The sequence below is a fragment of the Vibrio sp. McD22-P3 genome (genome assembly GCF_021568915.1).
Taxonomy (GTDB): Bacteria; Pseudomonadota; Gammaproteobacteria; order Enterobacterales; family Vibrionaceae; genus Vibrio; species Vibrio mediterranei.
This window is the reverse complement of record NZ_JAKGTN010000004.1, coordinates 79,540-93,402: the sequence shown is the minus strand read 5'-3', so window position 1 is coordinate 93,402 and position 13,863 is coordinate 79,540. Positions and strand designations below refer to the sequence as shown.

The following is a 13,863-nucleotide window of genomic DNA, read 5'->3' as shown; positions in this document are numbered from 1 at the left end:
ATGAATGTAGCTCTATGACAAGCTCTAGTTCGGCAAATACTACTAAAGGTTCAACCCTAGACCGAGTACTACAAGTGCTCGCCATCGTGGCTCACAGCCGTGGCCAACTCAATAGAGAATCTATTGCCGAACAACTGTCTATGCCAATTGCGTCTGCGAACAAACTGATCAACCAGCTTATCGTTTTAGGCCATCTCCAAGAAAATATCATTGGTCGCGTTATTGCGGGGCCGAACCTGCAGTCTTTATCTCATGATATTTTGAAGAACCAACGCTTTTCTGAACAAAGAACATCGGTGTTGCAACGCCTTGCTGACACGATTGGTGAAACGTGCGGAATTTCAGTGCCTAATGGTATTGAAATGATCTACTTTGAGCGTGTGAACTGCAACTGGCCACTGCAAATCAATTTGGCAGAGGGGAGTCCGGTCCCTATTGCAGCTTCCGCATCGGGTAAGCTTTATCTCGCTTCATTGGACACTTCAATTCGTGAAAACGTTGTACAACACATGGGGTTAACCGAATACACACCAAAGACCATAACTAATGATGGTCTGTTTCTTGAAGAGCTGAGCCGGATTGCTGAACAAGGATTTGGTGAAGACAATGAAGAATTTGTCGACGGTATGGTGGCGATATCGGTGCCTATTGGCTCCGATGCATTAAGTTTTGGCTATCTATTTTGCCATGCACCGAGCTTTCGTACCTCGTTGGATAAGCTGAAAACACATCTCCCAGAATTACGCTCAGCTGCGCAAGAAATTTTAGAGTTTACACTTGGCGAGCTAAAGACCGAGTAGTTTGATCTTTGCCAAAAATTACCGTACGGCATTAATCGTTAGTGAGAATTTGTGATTGGTTGAGATATTAATTTTCATCCGTCTCGAGTATGTTAATACTTCCAATCCAAGGGAGCATTAGGCTTTGAAAACCAGCAACGCAATGTACCAACCTCATATTCAGCAGCATTTAAAAGACACCACAAAGTTCATTAATGGGTATCTAAAATCAGGCAAAGGAGACTTGACAGCATCCTTGGATAGTCAGAACCAAATCAAGATTCGCAACTCTGAGGGAGCGGTCGTCAAAACCTATGACGGTGAGAAAATTGCGGAGAAAAAAGCGGGCGTTGATACCTACGTATAAGGAATAGGTCTAGCTTGAAAGCTAGACCTATTTGAGTGCTCTTGAAGTTCGAAGGCCTACTTTATACCTGTTCGCTTGGGTGTCCCCACATGCGCGGCTCAGCGTAAGGGCCTGTTATCGATGATGTGGACTCCCCAATACCTTGCAAAGCGTTCGGTGTCAGTTCACGTGCAAACCAGCATTCCAATGGCGCCTGTGTTCTCACCGGCGGTAGAACATTATGCGGTGTATTGTAGCGATTACCATAATGGAAGGGTTCTCCCATAACAAAGATAACGTCTGCATCCAATTCACTTTCGGCTTGTTCCATCAATCGTGTCGCATAGCCTTTCCCTTGATATTCCGGCAGTACAGCTAATGGTGCGAGCACATAACATTTGAGATGTGGTGCAGCATCAATGGTAATTGGCGTATAACATGCGTGAGCGACACCCTGATAAACGATAGAGTAACTTCCATCGAGAATTAAGTTATCGGCAAACTCAGCATAGAGCTTGGCATGTCTTTCATCATATAGTCCTCCCGCAGCAGCGAAGGCTTCATATTGAATTTGGTACGGCGTTTTCATTCGATTTACCTTATAAATTTCATGGTTGTCAGAGCACAAACCCAAGCGTTCACGGTTCACCTCATTGCTTGTCTGACGAGTTCTTTTCTACTTAAAGACGTTTTATCAATTTGCTCATATCTTTGTCATATCGACGTTCTACATTCGAGTTTCTGTCATTTTTTCGTCTTTCTAAGAAAGCATGTTCCTGTTTTAAATTTAGGTAACTGTCATAACGTTCAGGGGTTATGTTACCTGCTTCAAGCTCTTTCTGAACTGCACAACCAGGTTCCCCCTCATGCTGGCAGTTTCTATATTTGCAATCTTGGGCAACAAGAGATATTTCCTCGAAAACTGAGTCTATATCGTTACCGTTTGCCCACGCTTGTACTTCCTTGATACCAGATGTATCGACAATGAAACCGCCATTTTCTAACTCAAATAGGTAAGAGCTTGACGTGGTATGCCTGCCTCGCATGTCTTGCAAGCGAAGTCCATTAGTCTTCTGCGCTTGATATTGCAATAACGTATTGGTTAAGGTCGATTTACCCACACCAGATGGTCCAATGAAGACACCGACTTTACCGTTAGCTAGATATGTCATAACGTCGTTAATACCTGTGCCGTCTAGAGCACTGCAGGTAATTATGTCGATACCTAGCGCGATCGTTTCGGCTTGCATTTGCACTAGTTCAGCGTCTTCATTTAAATCCGACTTATTAAGTATGACTACAGGCGTTGCACCACTGTTCCAAGCAACGGTCAGAAGTCTTTCTAATAGACGGTCTGAGTAGTTTCGACCACCATCTAAGCCCATCACGATGAATGTGTAATCTACGTTTGCAGCGATAGTTTGTTGGACTGTCGCTTCACCTGAGGCTTTTCTGCTTACCAAACTTTTCCGTTTCTTGATGCTTTCGATCAATATAATATTGTTGTCATCTCTGGCTTCTATCCAATCGCCAACACAAGGATAGCCTTGCTTGTCTTGTATTAAATGGATAAAGCTACCCTTCAATTGGGCGGTTCTAATGCCGTCAGGGGTTTGTACTTTGTATCTATTGGCGTTTCTTTCAATTACTCGGTATGTCTGTAGGTTATTCGAGTACATATTCACTACCTTTGTTTATGCTCATTTGTTTCAGTTCAGACAAAATAGTTTTTGATGGGAATGGTAGAGACATCATCGGTTCTGCTGCCATTGTTACTAACAAAAATTCATTGTCGTCTGCTGCGATTCGGTTTGTTCTAATCGTGCTGCACTTACTACATTTGTGGACCAGAGACCATTCTCGATTCTTTTGAACATAAATACTGATCGGTTCCATAATGCCACGACAACTCGAACGTCTATCTCCCGCTTTAATATCCATGTGCACGCTGCTTAGGCAGTGAGGGCAGTGGTTACGATGTTGTCCACCGTATTGAATAGGTGTCACGCCTAAACCACATGATGCACAAAGGAATGATTCGTTAGGGTTAGCTCTTAAAGTTTTCGTTCTAGTCATAATGAATACCTCACACTAGTTAGTTTATTGGTGATACTGCTCCTTAAAAAGGAACTGACTGACCGTGCAGTCGGTTGTTGTGTTTAAAAAAATCACGCCATTAACTGTGCGTGATATTGAGTGAATCTATTAACAATATTTGTTGATGAATTCTTGTTTGATTTCTTCTATAGGGAAGTCAACATTCAACAAATAGTTCATTGCGATGCCGTCGATTTCAGCGATAAACATTCTTGTCACAACCGATGGATTTGGGTGCGACAGGGAACGAAACACCTCTTCGGTTGATGCCTGCAGACCTTGATATCTTTCTTCAATTAGATCTAAGACGATCTTACGCGTGGTCGGATGTACCATAACACTGAAGTTTAATTGATACATCTTTCGGTGCTGTTCGATCATCATTCCTTCAAATATCGAATCAATCATCGCCTCAAGTCTCCCTTCTGATGAAGCTAAGTGCTCATCTTGTTGGTCAACTCCGTTGATGATGTCAGTCATATGGGTGAACACTGCTCTTAGTAGTTCGTTCTTATTTTTAAAGTGATGGAAAACTAAGCCTTTTGAGATTTCTGCATGCTCACAGATAGTTGAAATAGGCGTTTTTTCAAACCCATGCTCCGCAAATAGCTGCATGGCAACTTCAATGATCTTGTCTTTCTTGTCCATCACATTACTCACTTTGTTAACTGACCAGTCAGTCAGTCAGTGGGTGCGAATGTTAATTTCACTTTGAGTATGTGTCAAATATTATTTTGGATAATTTTTAGGTAGTAGATGGTAAATTGGTATAGAAATATCTTAGCAACTCTACGTAAGCCTAATTAAAACAATGAGATACGTTAGGAGTTATGGAAGGAGGGGCTCCCTTGCAAGTGAGATTAAGTTTGCAAGGGAGCATCAGGACTTATCGAAAAGGCAGTTTCCTTATAAGTCTTGATTCTTTTTGTTTAGAAGTTGTACTGAAGACGTACACGAGCGCCGTATTCAGAGACATCGCCGCTTGCTTTGTCAGCCTTTGCGGAGGTGTAATAAGCACCTGTAGACGCCGTCAATGAGTCAACTAAAAAGTCTTTGTGCTCATAACCAGCGTAGGTAGTGAATAGATTCACATCGCCAACGCTGCCATTTTTTACTTCGTTGTTGGCTGTTGTATAGAAAGCTCCTAAGCCGAAACCATACGCTGCAATGTTAGTACCGAACGTGTGTAGTTTTGTGTCTACACGGGTACTGGTACCTTTCAAGAGAGGTTTAGATGTCTTGTATGCGTAACTCAGGTTTAAGCTTGCTAGGCCAAATTTAACATTAGCAGTTGTTGCTAAACCAAGTTCATCTTTGTCTTTAGACGCGTCGTCAAAACCTTTCTCAAGACCTGCTGAGATTGAGAACGATTTGCTTGGAGTCACTGTTAATACTGGACGTAACGCAACATTGCTGTTTTTATCTTTTTGATCAACGAAAACAACGTTGGTTTCAAATTTAATTAAATCATTACCAGCGTAAAGTAACGCTGCGCCATCAAAACGTCCGCGGTATTTGTTACCACGATAGTGACCTGCGAATAGTTCACCATCGACTAGACTGGCTGTATCAGCATCATCTACGAAAATATCAATTTGAAGAGGGGAGAGATCCAGAGCTTCGAAACGACCTAACTGAGCGCCCAGATAAGTGTTGCCAGTTTTCTTAAGGTCTAAGTAAGCGTCATCCATAGTGACGGTGCCGTCAGTTTTCAGTAACGGATTAACACGAGCTTTCATTTTATACCCGTTTTGCTCAACAATATAATCGGCAGTAAATGATAGACGCCCATTTGTATTAAGCGTTGTTTTGTCCGATTTTAGTTTTGTTGTCGAAGTCTTTAAGTCAACAGATTGTTTCGTAGCGTTCATATCAATACGCATATTGCCGCCAAGAGTTAATGTACCAGGGCCAGCTTTAATGTCTGCTGCCATTGTTCCAAATGACATAGTCGCACATGCAATACTCACTGCTAATATATTGAATTTCATAATTTACCTTTTTGTCCTTTCTTGTGTTTTTATTCAACGATGATTATTTTTATGTGAGAGATGTTTATTGACAAGTTGATAGTATTAATATTTAGACTTGAACAGTTAAATACCCTTTTTAATGTGGGAGGTTGTATTTGAATATAACTTCTTTGTCAGATGGGTTATTTACAATGTCATTTTCTATGTTGATAGTGTATTGGAATGTAATAAAGAATAGATAATATAATTAACGAGGGTGCTATATCGCGAGATGGTGAGAATCGAGGTATTTAATGAAAAGAGGTTGAGAATCTTATTAATAGAGATTTAATAATGAATTGACGACAATACTAAGCGTGATAGGAAACGATAGTAAGGCGATCATCTAAAAGGTGATCACCTTAAGCGTTAAAGCAAAACACAGGTTATTTGTTTTCTTGCCGATTTTCCAATACTTCGCTCAATGTGGCTTCAATCGACAAGCCGTCCTGTTTAACTTGCCATGCTTCATATTTTGCTTGTGCCTCAAGTATGCTGTCTATGTCCAGTGCGAAGAAGCAGCACAGTCTCATAGCTAGTTTAGGAGAGAGTCTCGTATTTCCGCATAAGACCATTGCAAGTCCACCATGACTTACACCGATGGACCGAGCCAACTCTCTTGTACTGAGGTTATGTTTTTCCTTTAATAAAGCAAAAACATCGACAGCAGATTTTGGTGGAAAGCTCATAAAGTAACCTTGGATTTATCTATATTTACTTGTTGGTTTAGTATTAAATAAACCAACATTGTTTCATTCTTTCTGATAGGTTTTAATGTAAAGCAATATTGGCTTACTTAGTTGTTTACCGCAGGTGTTGTATTTCAATTGACATTTTTATATGCAAGTACAAACCTAGGATAACAGTTATTGCATAGTGAAGAACCCAATCTTTTAGTACGCAGTATCGACTTTTGTTGCATATTAATTGGTCTGTCTTCAAGTTTCTATTGATTGCCTCATTTGTCAATGTTCTCTAATGAAAGAGTGCATTTATTTTTTGTGATATATAGCATATCAAGATGATAAATATATTATTTAGACTTGAACGCCACTTTTGATATTCATTGTGACAAGGTTGGTAAGATAATTGTGGGTTTAGTCTATCTAAGTAACTTGTATGTAATTTCTTGTTCACCTAATGTATGTGATTGTAATTGCTTTGGTATTATTATCTAATTCACAATGTCTGAGAGCATCGTCTACTCGTCAGTTGAGAATTAATGACGAGTCGGAGAGCTAATATATTCTACGAGTGTCAACGGATTGGTCTGCAAAACGTATTGTACTGACTGACCGTAGCGTATTATTACCATCTCGTCCTAAAAGAGAGTCTCTAACAATCACAGCATCATCCTGATAGTTGATGTTGTAATCATTCTTTTCTCCTGAGAACGTAACGGTGGTATTGGAATTATTGCCTGTAATGTTATTGTCAAGTTTATTGACGATTACTTCGACGGGATGGCCTCCTGTCAAAGTTATGTCTTTGAGGTAGCGAGAGTGGTTGGTATAAAGCAAGTCTTCACGATATTGGAGACTAAACGTTCCTTTAAAATTAGGGTCTAGATGGGCGTTATAGGTTAAGTAGGGATGGAAGAATTCTGTCATTAACTGATAGCCCTTTGGATCACGAAGTTCAACTTCGTGTCTAGTTCCAGCAATGTAAAATCCCCACATTCCCCATCCGCCGGTAAACTTGTCCATCATCCTAAAAGATTGCTTCGGATAAGCACCCCACAAGCCGTAATATGAGTCTAGAACAGATGCTAGATACTCTTGAGTTAGACTGTTCTCTGCCGTTAGCTCGTCGATCCAATCTTGTACTTCTGGAGTCATAGCCCAAATTTGTTTGGCATAAGCATTGATTTGAGCATTGCGTATTTCAGTCTGGTACTCAGGGAGAACCCCTATGAATTTGTCGTACCCATCTACGCCGATTCCATAATCATGAACGAGGTGCAATATTTCTTCAAAAGTCGCGTCTCGGTGCTGGTAGTTTTGCGCCATGTACCAAGGTCCGCCCTCAACTTGAATTTCCTCTTCATATAAAGGCTGCCCCTCAAGTTCGGCAGCGTTATTAGTGCCATCATCTCGTCCGTTTAAAAGGAGTAAAGTAGCACCATTCTCAGCCATTCTATTCGCAACAGCACCCTTATTGCTTCCATACTTGGATCCGGAAAAGTCGGTAAGATAATGAACAAGCACCGATTTGGCTCGAATTATCTGTCCGTCAGATAGCTGGTCTTGAGCAACAATGTGAATCGACTTTCCATTGGGTGCAACAACCGAAGTGTAACGATTAAAGCGTAACTCTGACGAAAACTGTTTTTTCAGTTGTAATGGAACTTCAGTAATACCGAGTGCTTCTTGTTGTGTTGAAATAGAAAAATCAACACTGGATGAACCCGCGTTGACTACGTTGATATTGAGACAAGCTACGGTCATTGCTACAGGAAGGGCTTTGGGATATTGCAAAGTCATAAAAAATGGCTCCATAAGAAGTCGCTTGATGCAGCGAGAGGCGGTAAATACGAGCAGAGTTCTAGGCTAAGAAACAAAAACTATTCTGAAGGAACTATCTTTAGCCTATAAATCTGACATACCGTCCATTCTATCGGAAGGGAGGTGAAATAGAGGTGAAATGGTGGCACCCTCGTTTTTGGAACATTCGGTTCGGCCTGTTGCGAGTACATGACATTATGTTGGCAAGTGAAGAATAGCAACGAAGCCTGTCTCGGTCTTTTTAGTTTCCATAAACCAACCGAGCTTATCGCAAATTCTGAATATTAGATCTTGTCCCAAACCAAATCCGTCAGTTACCTGCAGCTCATGGTTCGCCGTGGTGGTATTTTCAATGATGACGGCGTTGTCTTTGCAATAAATGCGTATAAGCCCTGCGTGGGTGTATTTGAATGCGTTAACCAATAGATTACTTATAACAATTCGTATCGGGGTTTCCGGTAAGTCTAGTACTGGAGCGTTACTATAATCAGTCTCTAACGACACATCAGAACCGTTAATGAAGTGATAGTACTCGTCGACCAGTTCATTCAATAAAGCGGCTACTGAAATTTCCTTTTGTGGTGGAGCGGTGTTGTGTTTGCGAGAAAGCCAAAGCATTGTCTCAACGACTTGTTGCATGTTTTTACTTGCTCGGTCTATGCGCACAATCGCGTTTTTTGATGCTTCTGGTAGCGCTATTCTTTCCAATATCTCCATATTAGCTCTGATGATGGCCAGAGGGGTGCGAAGTTCGTGACTGGTATGAGATAAAAAGTCCTTTTCCCGAGCGAGCAAGCGGGCATTTTTCGATAGTGCTCGTTGCAAATATGAAGCGACGCGATTGTATTCCTGAAAAGTAAAATCGGGAGTGGGGTTTGATTCTAAGTTCTCTGATACCAGTTCAGACCAATGAACCAGTTGCTCAGTTCTTTTTCCAATTCGATAGCTATAAAACCAGAGTGCCAATAGCACTATAGAGATATAACCACCGACGATTAGCAAGATAAAATTGAATCGGCTATCAAACCATATATCGATTGTGTCATTGATTAGGTGGTAGTCATATTTCGCGATGACGTATACCGTTTTTTCGTCGTCGCGAAGAAACCTAAATATCCCTAAAGTGATTTCCTTCTCTGGGTCATCGGAAAAAGTTTCATCCACTGAAACCACAGTGAATTGATTGTTGGAAAGTTGAACATTTTCCAAAATATTCGTTCCTTCCACACGAATAACGGGGAGGTCGTCTAGGTAGAATCGAATCACATAAGAACTTGGCAACTCGATATTAGGGTCTAACTGGTAAGCTTCTGAGTAGGCTCGCCACTCCGTTAACATTCTCATCTTCACGGAATCTTCAATGCCGTACTCAAAGTAGCGAACAAGCAGCTCGAAAAGCATGAAGGCAGTGATAATCGCGATTCCAAGGAAAAACGAGGTGAGATGGTTTTTTAATGGAAAGCTCTTATTAAGCATTGCTGGCAACCTGAATTCTTACACCTTGGCCCACAACGGTTTCGATGAGTTTAATATTATGATTCTTATCAACTTTCTGTCGAAGTTGATAAAGCTGAACCTTTAGGTTGTTGGTTTCAGGTATTTCATTAGGCCATAGCGTCTGTTCGATTTCTTCTCTCGAGACCAACTGAGGAGATTTACGCATTAGCAGCTCTAACAACCTAAGATTAAGTCGAGTGAGTTCAATAGGTTGATTTGAACGCGTTACTCGTTTTTGTTTAAGATCATAGGTCAGATCTCCAGCAACGAGTTTAGTTATTTGACCACTTCGTCTTCTCGATAGAGATTTTATCCGTAAAGCCAGTTCTTTCATCATAAATGGCTTTACAAGGTAATCGTCGGTACCTGAGTTGAACCCAGCCTCTTTGTCTTCAATGGTATCTTTGGCCGTCAACATGAGAATAGGTGTGTCAATACCTGCTTTTCGAAGGTTTTGGCAAACCGTAAAGCCGTTTACCTTGGGTAGCATTAAATCAAGAAGGATGACGTCGTAGTAATTCTCGCTGGATAAATTGTAACCACTCTGTCCATCGTAGGCGTGATCGCATTTTATGTTTTCGTATTCCAAGTAATCTGCGACCGAGGCTGCTAAGTCTCGGTCATCTTCAATGAGCAATACATGGATAGATAAATCGGAATTCATGTGTTCAATAGTCCTTTATCTTGCCGCATTGATGATTTGAATCGAAAAGCAGCTACGGGGTGTTAAGTACACCGTTTTGAGGAAATATCCTTAAATTGATAGAGATTATACCCAGATATACTTGATAAAACATTAGTTGAGGCTATGGCTTTGGTGTGTGGTATTTATTCTGTTGATATCCCATTTGGAGAGCAGGGCCATGTCGAACAGTCGTTTTATTAAGGAGGATCTTGAACGGTGAGGGCAAAGGGGAATGTGAGTAAAGAGCTAAAAAAGGCTTACCGTAACCCGGTTACGATAAGCCTAAAGTTATCTATTGTGCAGACTTGTCGCTAGCTACTTGAGGTTGTTCAACCTCAGTAAGTAAGCCTTTAATCAAACTCACACAACCTAAAATTAGAATCAGCGTAAATGGCAGCGCTGCAATGATGGTAATCGATTGAAGTGCTTGAATCGATTGAGTACCACCGATCCACAACATGACCACGGCGATGACAGCTGAGATCACAGCCCAGACCACTTTCTGCTTGATAGGAAGCTCGAGTTTGCCACCTGCAGTCATACTGTCTACTACGATTGAACCTGAGTCCAAAGTGGTCACAAAGAAAACAATGATCAGCGCAACGGCAATCAGCGATAAGATGTTACCAATAGGGTACGCATCAAGCATATAGAACAAGCTAAGTGAAACGTCTCCGATACCCTGAGCGGCACCAAGTATACCCACATGATCAACGATCTGTTGAATCGCGACACCGCCAAAGAAAGACATCCATGCAGTGGTGACAAGAGTAGGGATAACTAGTACACAAAATAGGAATTCGCGAATTGTTCTGCCTTTTGAAATTCGTGCAACGAACATACCGAAGAATGGCGCATATGCAACCCACCAGGCCCAATAGAACACAGTCCAGCCATGAAGCCATGTGGTGTCTTCACGGCCAGCGCTTTGGCTTAGTGGAAGAATATTTTTCACATAACCAACTACTGCGGTCGAAACTGAATCCAATACCGTTGTGAAGTTCAAAACACCAATAAAACCAAGGAAAACGAATGCGATAATCATATTGAGATTACTCAATACCTTAACGCCGCCGTCCATTCCACGAACAACAGAAACAATAGCCAAACCCATAATGGTCAGGATAATGGCAATCTGAAGCAGAAGACTGTTTTCTAGTCCGAATACGTGACTGATTCCACTTGCAGCTTGTGAGCCGCCCAGACCAAGTGATGTTGCAAGGCCAAATAGGATTACCAGAACAGCCATTACATCGATAACGTCACCGACTCTTCCCCAAACTCTGTCACCAAGTAGAGGGTAGAATACCGATCGCATTGAGAGCGGAAGACCTTTGTTATAGACAAAGTATGCTAGCGATAATGCGGCCATCCCATAGATAGCCCAAGCGTGAAGTCCCCAGTGGAATACGGCAGCACCTAAGGCTAGTTCTCGTCCTTCTGGTGTAAACGGCTGAACACCTAGCGGTGTACCAAACCAATTGGTATAAAAGGCGGTCGGCTCTGCTACGCCCCAAAAAATCAAACCAATACCCATACCCGCTGCAAATAACATGGCGATCCAGGAAATGGTTGAATAATCTGTTGTGGCATTGTCGCCACCTAAACGAATTTTACCGAGCGGAGATAAAGCAATCAGCAAGGCAAAAATCAGAAGAATGTTTGCGCCCCACATAAAGACAAAATCAAACTTTGATAGTGCAGCGGATTTAACGGCATCGATGGCTGCTTTTGCGTCTTCTGGGGAAAGTACTAAGAGAGTGACGATGAAGAGGATGGATAAGCCCGCGGAAGCGGTAAACACTGTATTGTGAACATCCATGCCCCATTTAGTGATGTTGTCTTGACCGACTTGATAATCTGTAGAATCTATACTGTATTTTTGAGATTTAAAACCCATAATTATGAGGTTTACATATTCGTGTGAACGAATATAAAGACCAACTCCATGTTTAATTAATAACTGATTAGAATTCGAAATTCTTCCAATTAACATTATGTTAATCAGTAGTTTATGATGAAAGTGTCCGTTTTACATCTAATCCTGAAGGACGGATTTTAACACAAATAGGACACCTTTTGGGCGCTATATTGAAAGAAGTCATAACAAAGGGTATTTCTCTTATAGATACTTCTCTGTTTAGTGCTAAATGGTCGAAACGAATTTCACAGCACTACCTGCTTTAGCGTTTCGGTTGACAATTAATCGTCAAACAAAAGGTTAATAGCAATGCCTAACAGCACTAATCCGAAAATTGGACCAAGTACGCCAAGCGGTGCTCGTTCAATATACGGTAGGTTTTCTGCAATCATCAGCCCCCATTCGGGTGAGGGTGGCTTAGCGCCAAGACCGATAAAACTCAGCGACGTTAAGCTTAGCGTAATCACTGGCATTCTAAGTAGTGCATGTCTCAATAATGGCGGAAGCACATAAGGAAGGAGATAGTACCTAAGTATCTTGAATTTGCTCGTTCCCCATATCGGCGCAAGATGCGTGTAGGGCTGCGCTTTAGCCTCAACGATAAGACTTGAGCAGTGAGCCGCAAGAGGGGCCCAAGACACCAAAACAATGGCAATCATGGCACTGTTTGGATTCATCCCCGTCATTCCAGCAACCAATAAGCCAGCGATAATATAAGGAATACCCTTGGTTATTTCGATTAAACCTTGGCTGTATCGAGTGTTGAACCCAAGAACCATACCCACAACCAAACTTAGCACTGTCGCGACAAACCCTGCCCAAAACGTCGATAACATACCAGACCCAATGCGGGCTAGAAGGTCACGTCCAATGCCGTCGCCACCTAAGGGTGCCTGCAAGCTCGGAGCAGCAAGTCTGATGAACTGACTGCTAAACGGGTCGCGAAACAATGACCAGATAACAACAGCCAGCAACAGTGAAAAGATTAAACCCGCCGTCAATCGTTTGTTATTACTCGAGGTAAACGCAAAAGATGAATGACTACTGATAAGCTTACCGTTTCTGAGACTGTGGCCTAACAACAACTGTTGAACAAGCAAGCTCAAGCTACTGATGAAAATCGAAATAAATAGAAGTACTAACAAACCACCTTGGAGCACTGGTAGATCTTGTGCTTTCGCTGCACCTAAAATTAGTCGTCCTATTCCGGGGATGGAAAAAATCTGCTCGACAGCAACCGCTCCACCGGTCAGGCCGATCATTATCATCGCGATTTGCGGGATCAAACTGCTGATTGCACGTTTTAATGCGAAGCGCATGATCTGGAAGGAACTGATGTTCGCACTGAGCCAAGTGATCACCCATGGTTCATTGAGGACGCGCTGCAAACTGTCCCTTAACAGGCGACTCAAAAGACCGCTAGCGGGAAGCGCAAGTGCGAGACTAGGCAGCCAAATATGGTGCCAGCTTTGCCACCCGTAGGGGGGGAACCAACCCAACCAAATAGATAAAACAAGGATGAGAACGGACGCTACTACGTATTCAGGTAACGAGATGAGCACAGTACTCAGGCTATTATGGGTTTGCTTTAGCTTTCTTTGTTTCCAGCTAAACAAGGTATGAACTAAGCTAAACCCACACAGTACAAAGGTTAAACCTAGTGCCATCGACATCAGTAACAGAGAGGTCGACATTGTCTGTTGAATACCATCTATGACCGGTGAACCATCGATCCATGAGTAGCCTAGATCACCATGCAGAGCGTCACTAAGCCAGTCTGTTAATCGTTCCATTGCACTACGGTCAAGCTGTAAATCGGCTCTTACCGCGGCAAGTGCTTCCGGCGTTAACATGTGTTGTTGTCCGGCGCGGGCACGCAAAATCGATTGGCTTGGGTCAATACCAGCAATATCTGGCATCAAACCCACTAAAATGACGACGACGATCAATGAGATAAGTCTTGATAACCAAGGTGTTAGCACATCGAATATTCGTCGAGAAGTATCAACAGACAACATTAAG

Annotated in this window: 13 protein-coding genes; 2 read left to right on the top strand and 11 right to left on the bottom strand. The window is 42.1% G+C overall.

Features of this window, described 5'->3' with window-relative positions; genetic code table 11:
- The first annotated feature begins 14 nt into the window (after positions 1–14).
- Together L2W36_RS06110 and L2W36_RS06105 are read left to right on the top strand one after the other, a co-directional pair.
- The gene (locus tag L2W36_RS06110) at positions 15–800 is read left to right on the top strand and encodes an IclR family transcriptional regulator (RefSeq protein WP_031494139.1); all 786 of its coding nucleotides are present in this window, start codon (positions 15–17) and stop codon (positions 798–800) included.
- Positions 801–924: 124 nt separating this feature from the next.
- A complete protein-coding gene (locus L2W36_RS06105; protein WP_006070483.1) occupies positions 925–1,146 on the top strand; it encodes a hypothetical protein in 222 nt (73 codons plus the stop codon).
- A 61-nt stretch (positions 1,147–1,207) separates the two neighbouring features.
- On the opposite strand, the gene L2W36_RS06100 is transcribed toward L2W36_RS06105, so the two are convergent.
- The 11 genes from L2W36_RS06100 to L2W36_RS06050 all read right to left on the bottom strand — a co-directional run bounded on the left by L2W36_RS06100 (position 1,208) and on the right by L2W36_RS06050 (position 13,859).
- The gene (locus L2W36_RS06100) at positions 1,208–1,714 is read right to left on the bottom strand and encodes a GNAT family N-acetyltransferase (protein ID WP_031494140.1); all 507 of its coding nucleotides are present in this window, start codon (positions 1,712–1,714) and stop codon (positions 1,208–1,210) included.
- 91 nt (positions 1,715–1,805) lie between these two features.
- Entirely contained in the window at positions 1,806–2,804 is a 999-nt protein-coding gene (gene rsgA, locus L2W36_RS06095) for a ribosome small subunit-dependent GTPase A (protein ID WP_236109582.1), read from the bottom strand.
- The gene (locus L2W36_RS06090; protein WP_031495135.1) at positions 2,791–3,201 is read right to left on the bottom strand and encodes an RNHCP domain-containing protein; all 411 of its coding nucleotides are present in this window, start codon (positions 3,199–3,201) and stop codon (positions 2,791–2,793) included. The genes rsgA and L2W36_RS06090 overlap by 14 nt, the downstream gene beginning before the upstream one ends.
- A gap of 129 nt (positions 3,202–3,330) precedes the next feature.
- Positions 3,331–3,870 carry a TetR/AcrR family transcriptional regulator gene (locus L2W36_RS06085; RefSeq protein WP_031495133.1) on the bottom strand — a complete coding sequence of 180 codons (540 nt, stop codon included), beginning with the start codon at positions 3,868–3,870 and terminating at the stop codon, positions 3,331–3,333.
- 281 nt (positions 3,871–4,151) lie between these two features.
- Positions 4,152–5,213, bottom strand: coding sequence for a carbohydrate porin (locus tag L2W36_RS06080; RefSeq protein ID WP_236109581.1), 1,062 nt, complete (start codon positions 5,211–5,213; stop codon positions 4,152–4,154).
- 407 nt (positions 5,214–5,620) lie between these two features.
- Positions 5,621–5,923, bottom strand: a complete 303-nt coding sequence (locus L2W36_RS06075; RefSeq protein WP_062459259.1) for a helix-turn-helix transcriptional regulator — start codon at positions 5,921–5,923, stop codon at positions 5,621–5,623.
- A 549-nt stretch (positions 5,924–6,472) separates the two neighbouring features.
- The gene (locus L2W36_RS06070; RefSeq protein WP_107305868.1) at positions 6,473–7,717 is read right to left on the bottom strand and encodes a hypothetical protein; all 1,245 of its coding nucleotides are present in this window, start codon (positions 7,715–7,717) and stop codon (positions 6,473–6,475) included.
- 216 nt (positions 7,718–7,933) lie between these two features.
- Positions 7,934–9,214, bottom strand: a complete 1,281-nt coding sequence (locus L2W36_RS06065) for a sensor histidine kinase (protein ID WP_062459254.1) — start codon at positions 9,212–9,214, stop codon at positions 7,934–7,936.
- The gene (locus L2W36_RS06060) at positions 9,207–9,899 is read right to left on the bottom strand and encodes a response regulator transcription factor (protein WP_236109580.1); all 693 of its coding nucleotides are present in this window, start codon (positions 9,897–9,899) and stop codon (positions 9,207–9,209) included. Before L2W36_RS06060 ends, L2W36_RS06065 begins: the two co-directional genes overlap by 8 nt.
- A gap of 313 nt (positions 9,900–10,212) precedes the next feature.
- Positions 10,213–11,820, bottom strand: a complete 1,608-nt coding sequence (locus tag L2W36_RS06055) for a BCCT family transporter (protein WP_236109579.1) — start codon at positions 11,818–11,820, stop codon at positions 10,213–10,215.
- Positions 11,821–12,122: 302 nt separating this feature from the next.
- Positions 12,123–13,859, bottom strand: coding sequence for an ABC transporter permease subunit (locus tag L2W36_RS06050; protein WP_236109578.1), 1,737 nt, complete (start codon positions 13,857–13,859; stop codon positions 12,123–12,125).
- Between the last annotated feature and the right edge of the window lie 4 nt (positions 13,860–13,863).

Excerpts from the sequence above, each read along its gene's own strand:
- L2W36_RS06060 (WP_236109580.1), bottom strand. The coding sequence starts at position 9,899 with ATGAATTCCGATTTATCTATCCATGTATTGCTCATTGAAGATGACCGA.
- L2W36_RS06080 (WP_236109581.1), bottom strand. The coding sequence starts at position 5,213 with ATGAAATTCAATATATTAGCAGTGAGTATTGCATGTGCGACTATGTCA.
- L2W36_RS06100 (WP_031494140.1), bottom strand. The coding sequence starts at position 1,714 with ATGAAAACGCCGTACCAAATTCAATATGAAGCCTTCGCTGCTGCGGGA.
- L2W36_RS06065 (WP_062459254.1), bottom strand. The coding sequence starts at position 9,214 with ATGCTTAATAAGAGCTTTCCATTAAAAAACCATCTCACCTCGTTTTTC.
- L2W36_RS06090 (WP_031495135.1), bottom strand. The coding sequence starts at position 3,201 with ATGACTAGAACGAAAACTTTAAGAGCTAACCCTAACGAATCATTCCTT.
- L2W36_RS06110 (WP_031494139.1), top strand. The coding sequence starts at position 15 with ATGACAAGCTCTAGTTCGGCAAATACTACTAAAGGTTCAACCCTAGAC.
- L2W36_RS06050 (WP_236109578.1), bottom strand. The coding sequence starts at position 13,859 with ATGTTGTCTGTTGATACTTCTCGACGAATATTCGATGTGCTAACACCT.
- L2W36_RS06070 (WP_107305868.1), bottom strand. The coding sequence starts at position 7,717 with ATGACTTTGCAATATCCCAAAGCCCTTCCTGTAGCAATGACCGTAGCT.
- rsgA (WP_236109582.1), bottom strand. The coding sequence starts at position 2,804 with ATGTACTCGAATAACCTACAGACATACCGAGTAATTGAAAGAAACGCC.
- L2W36_RS06075 (WP_062459259.1), bottom strand. The coding sequence starts at position 5,923 with ATGAGCTTTCCACCAAAATCTGCTGTCGATGTTTTTGCTTTATTAAAG.
- L2W36_RS06085 (WP_031495133.1), bottom strand. The coding sequence starts at position 3,870 with ATGGACAAGAAAGACAAGATCATTGAAGTTGCCATGCAGCTATTTGCG.
- L2W36_RS06055 (WP_236109579.1), bottom strand. The coding sequence starts at position 11,820 with ATGGGTTTTAAATCTCAAAAATACAGTATAGATTCTACAGATTATCAA.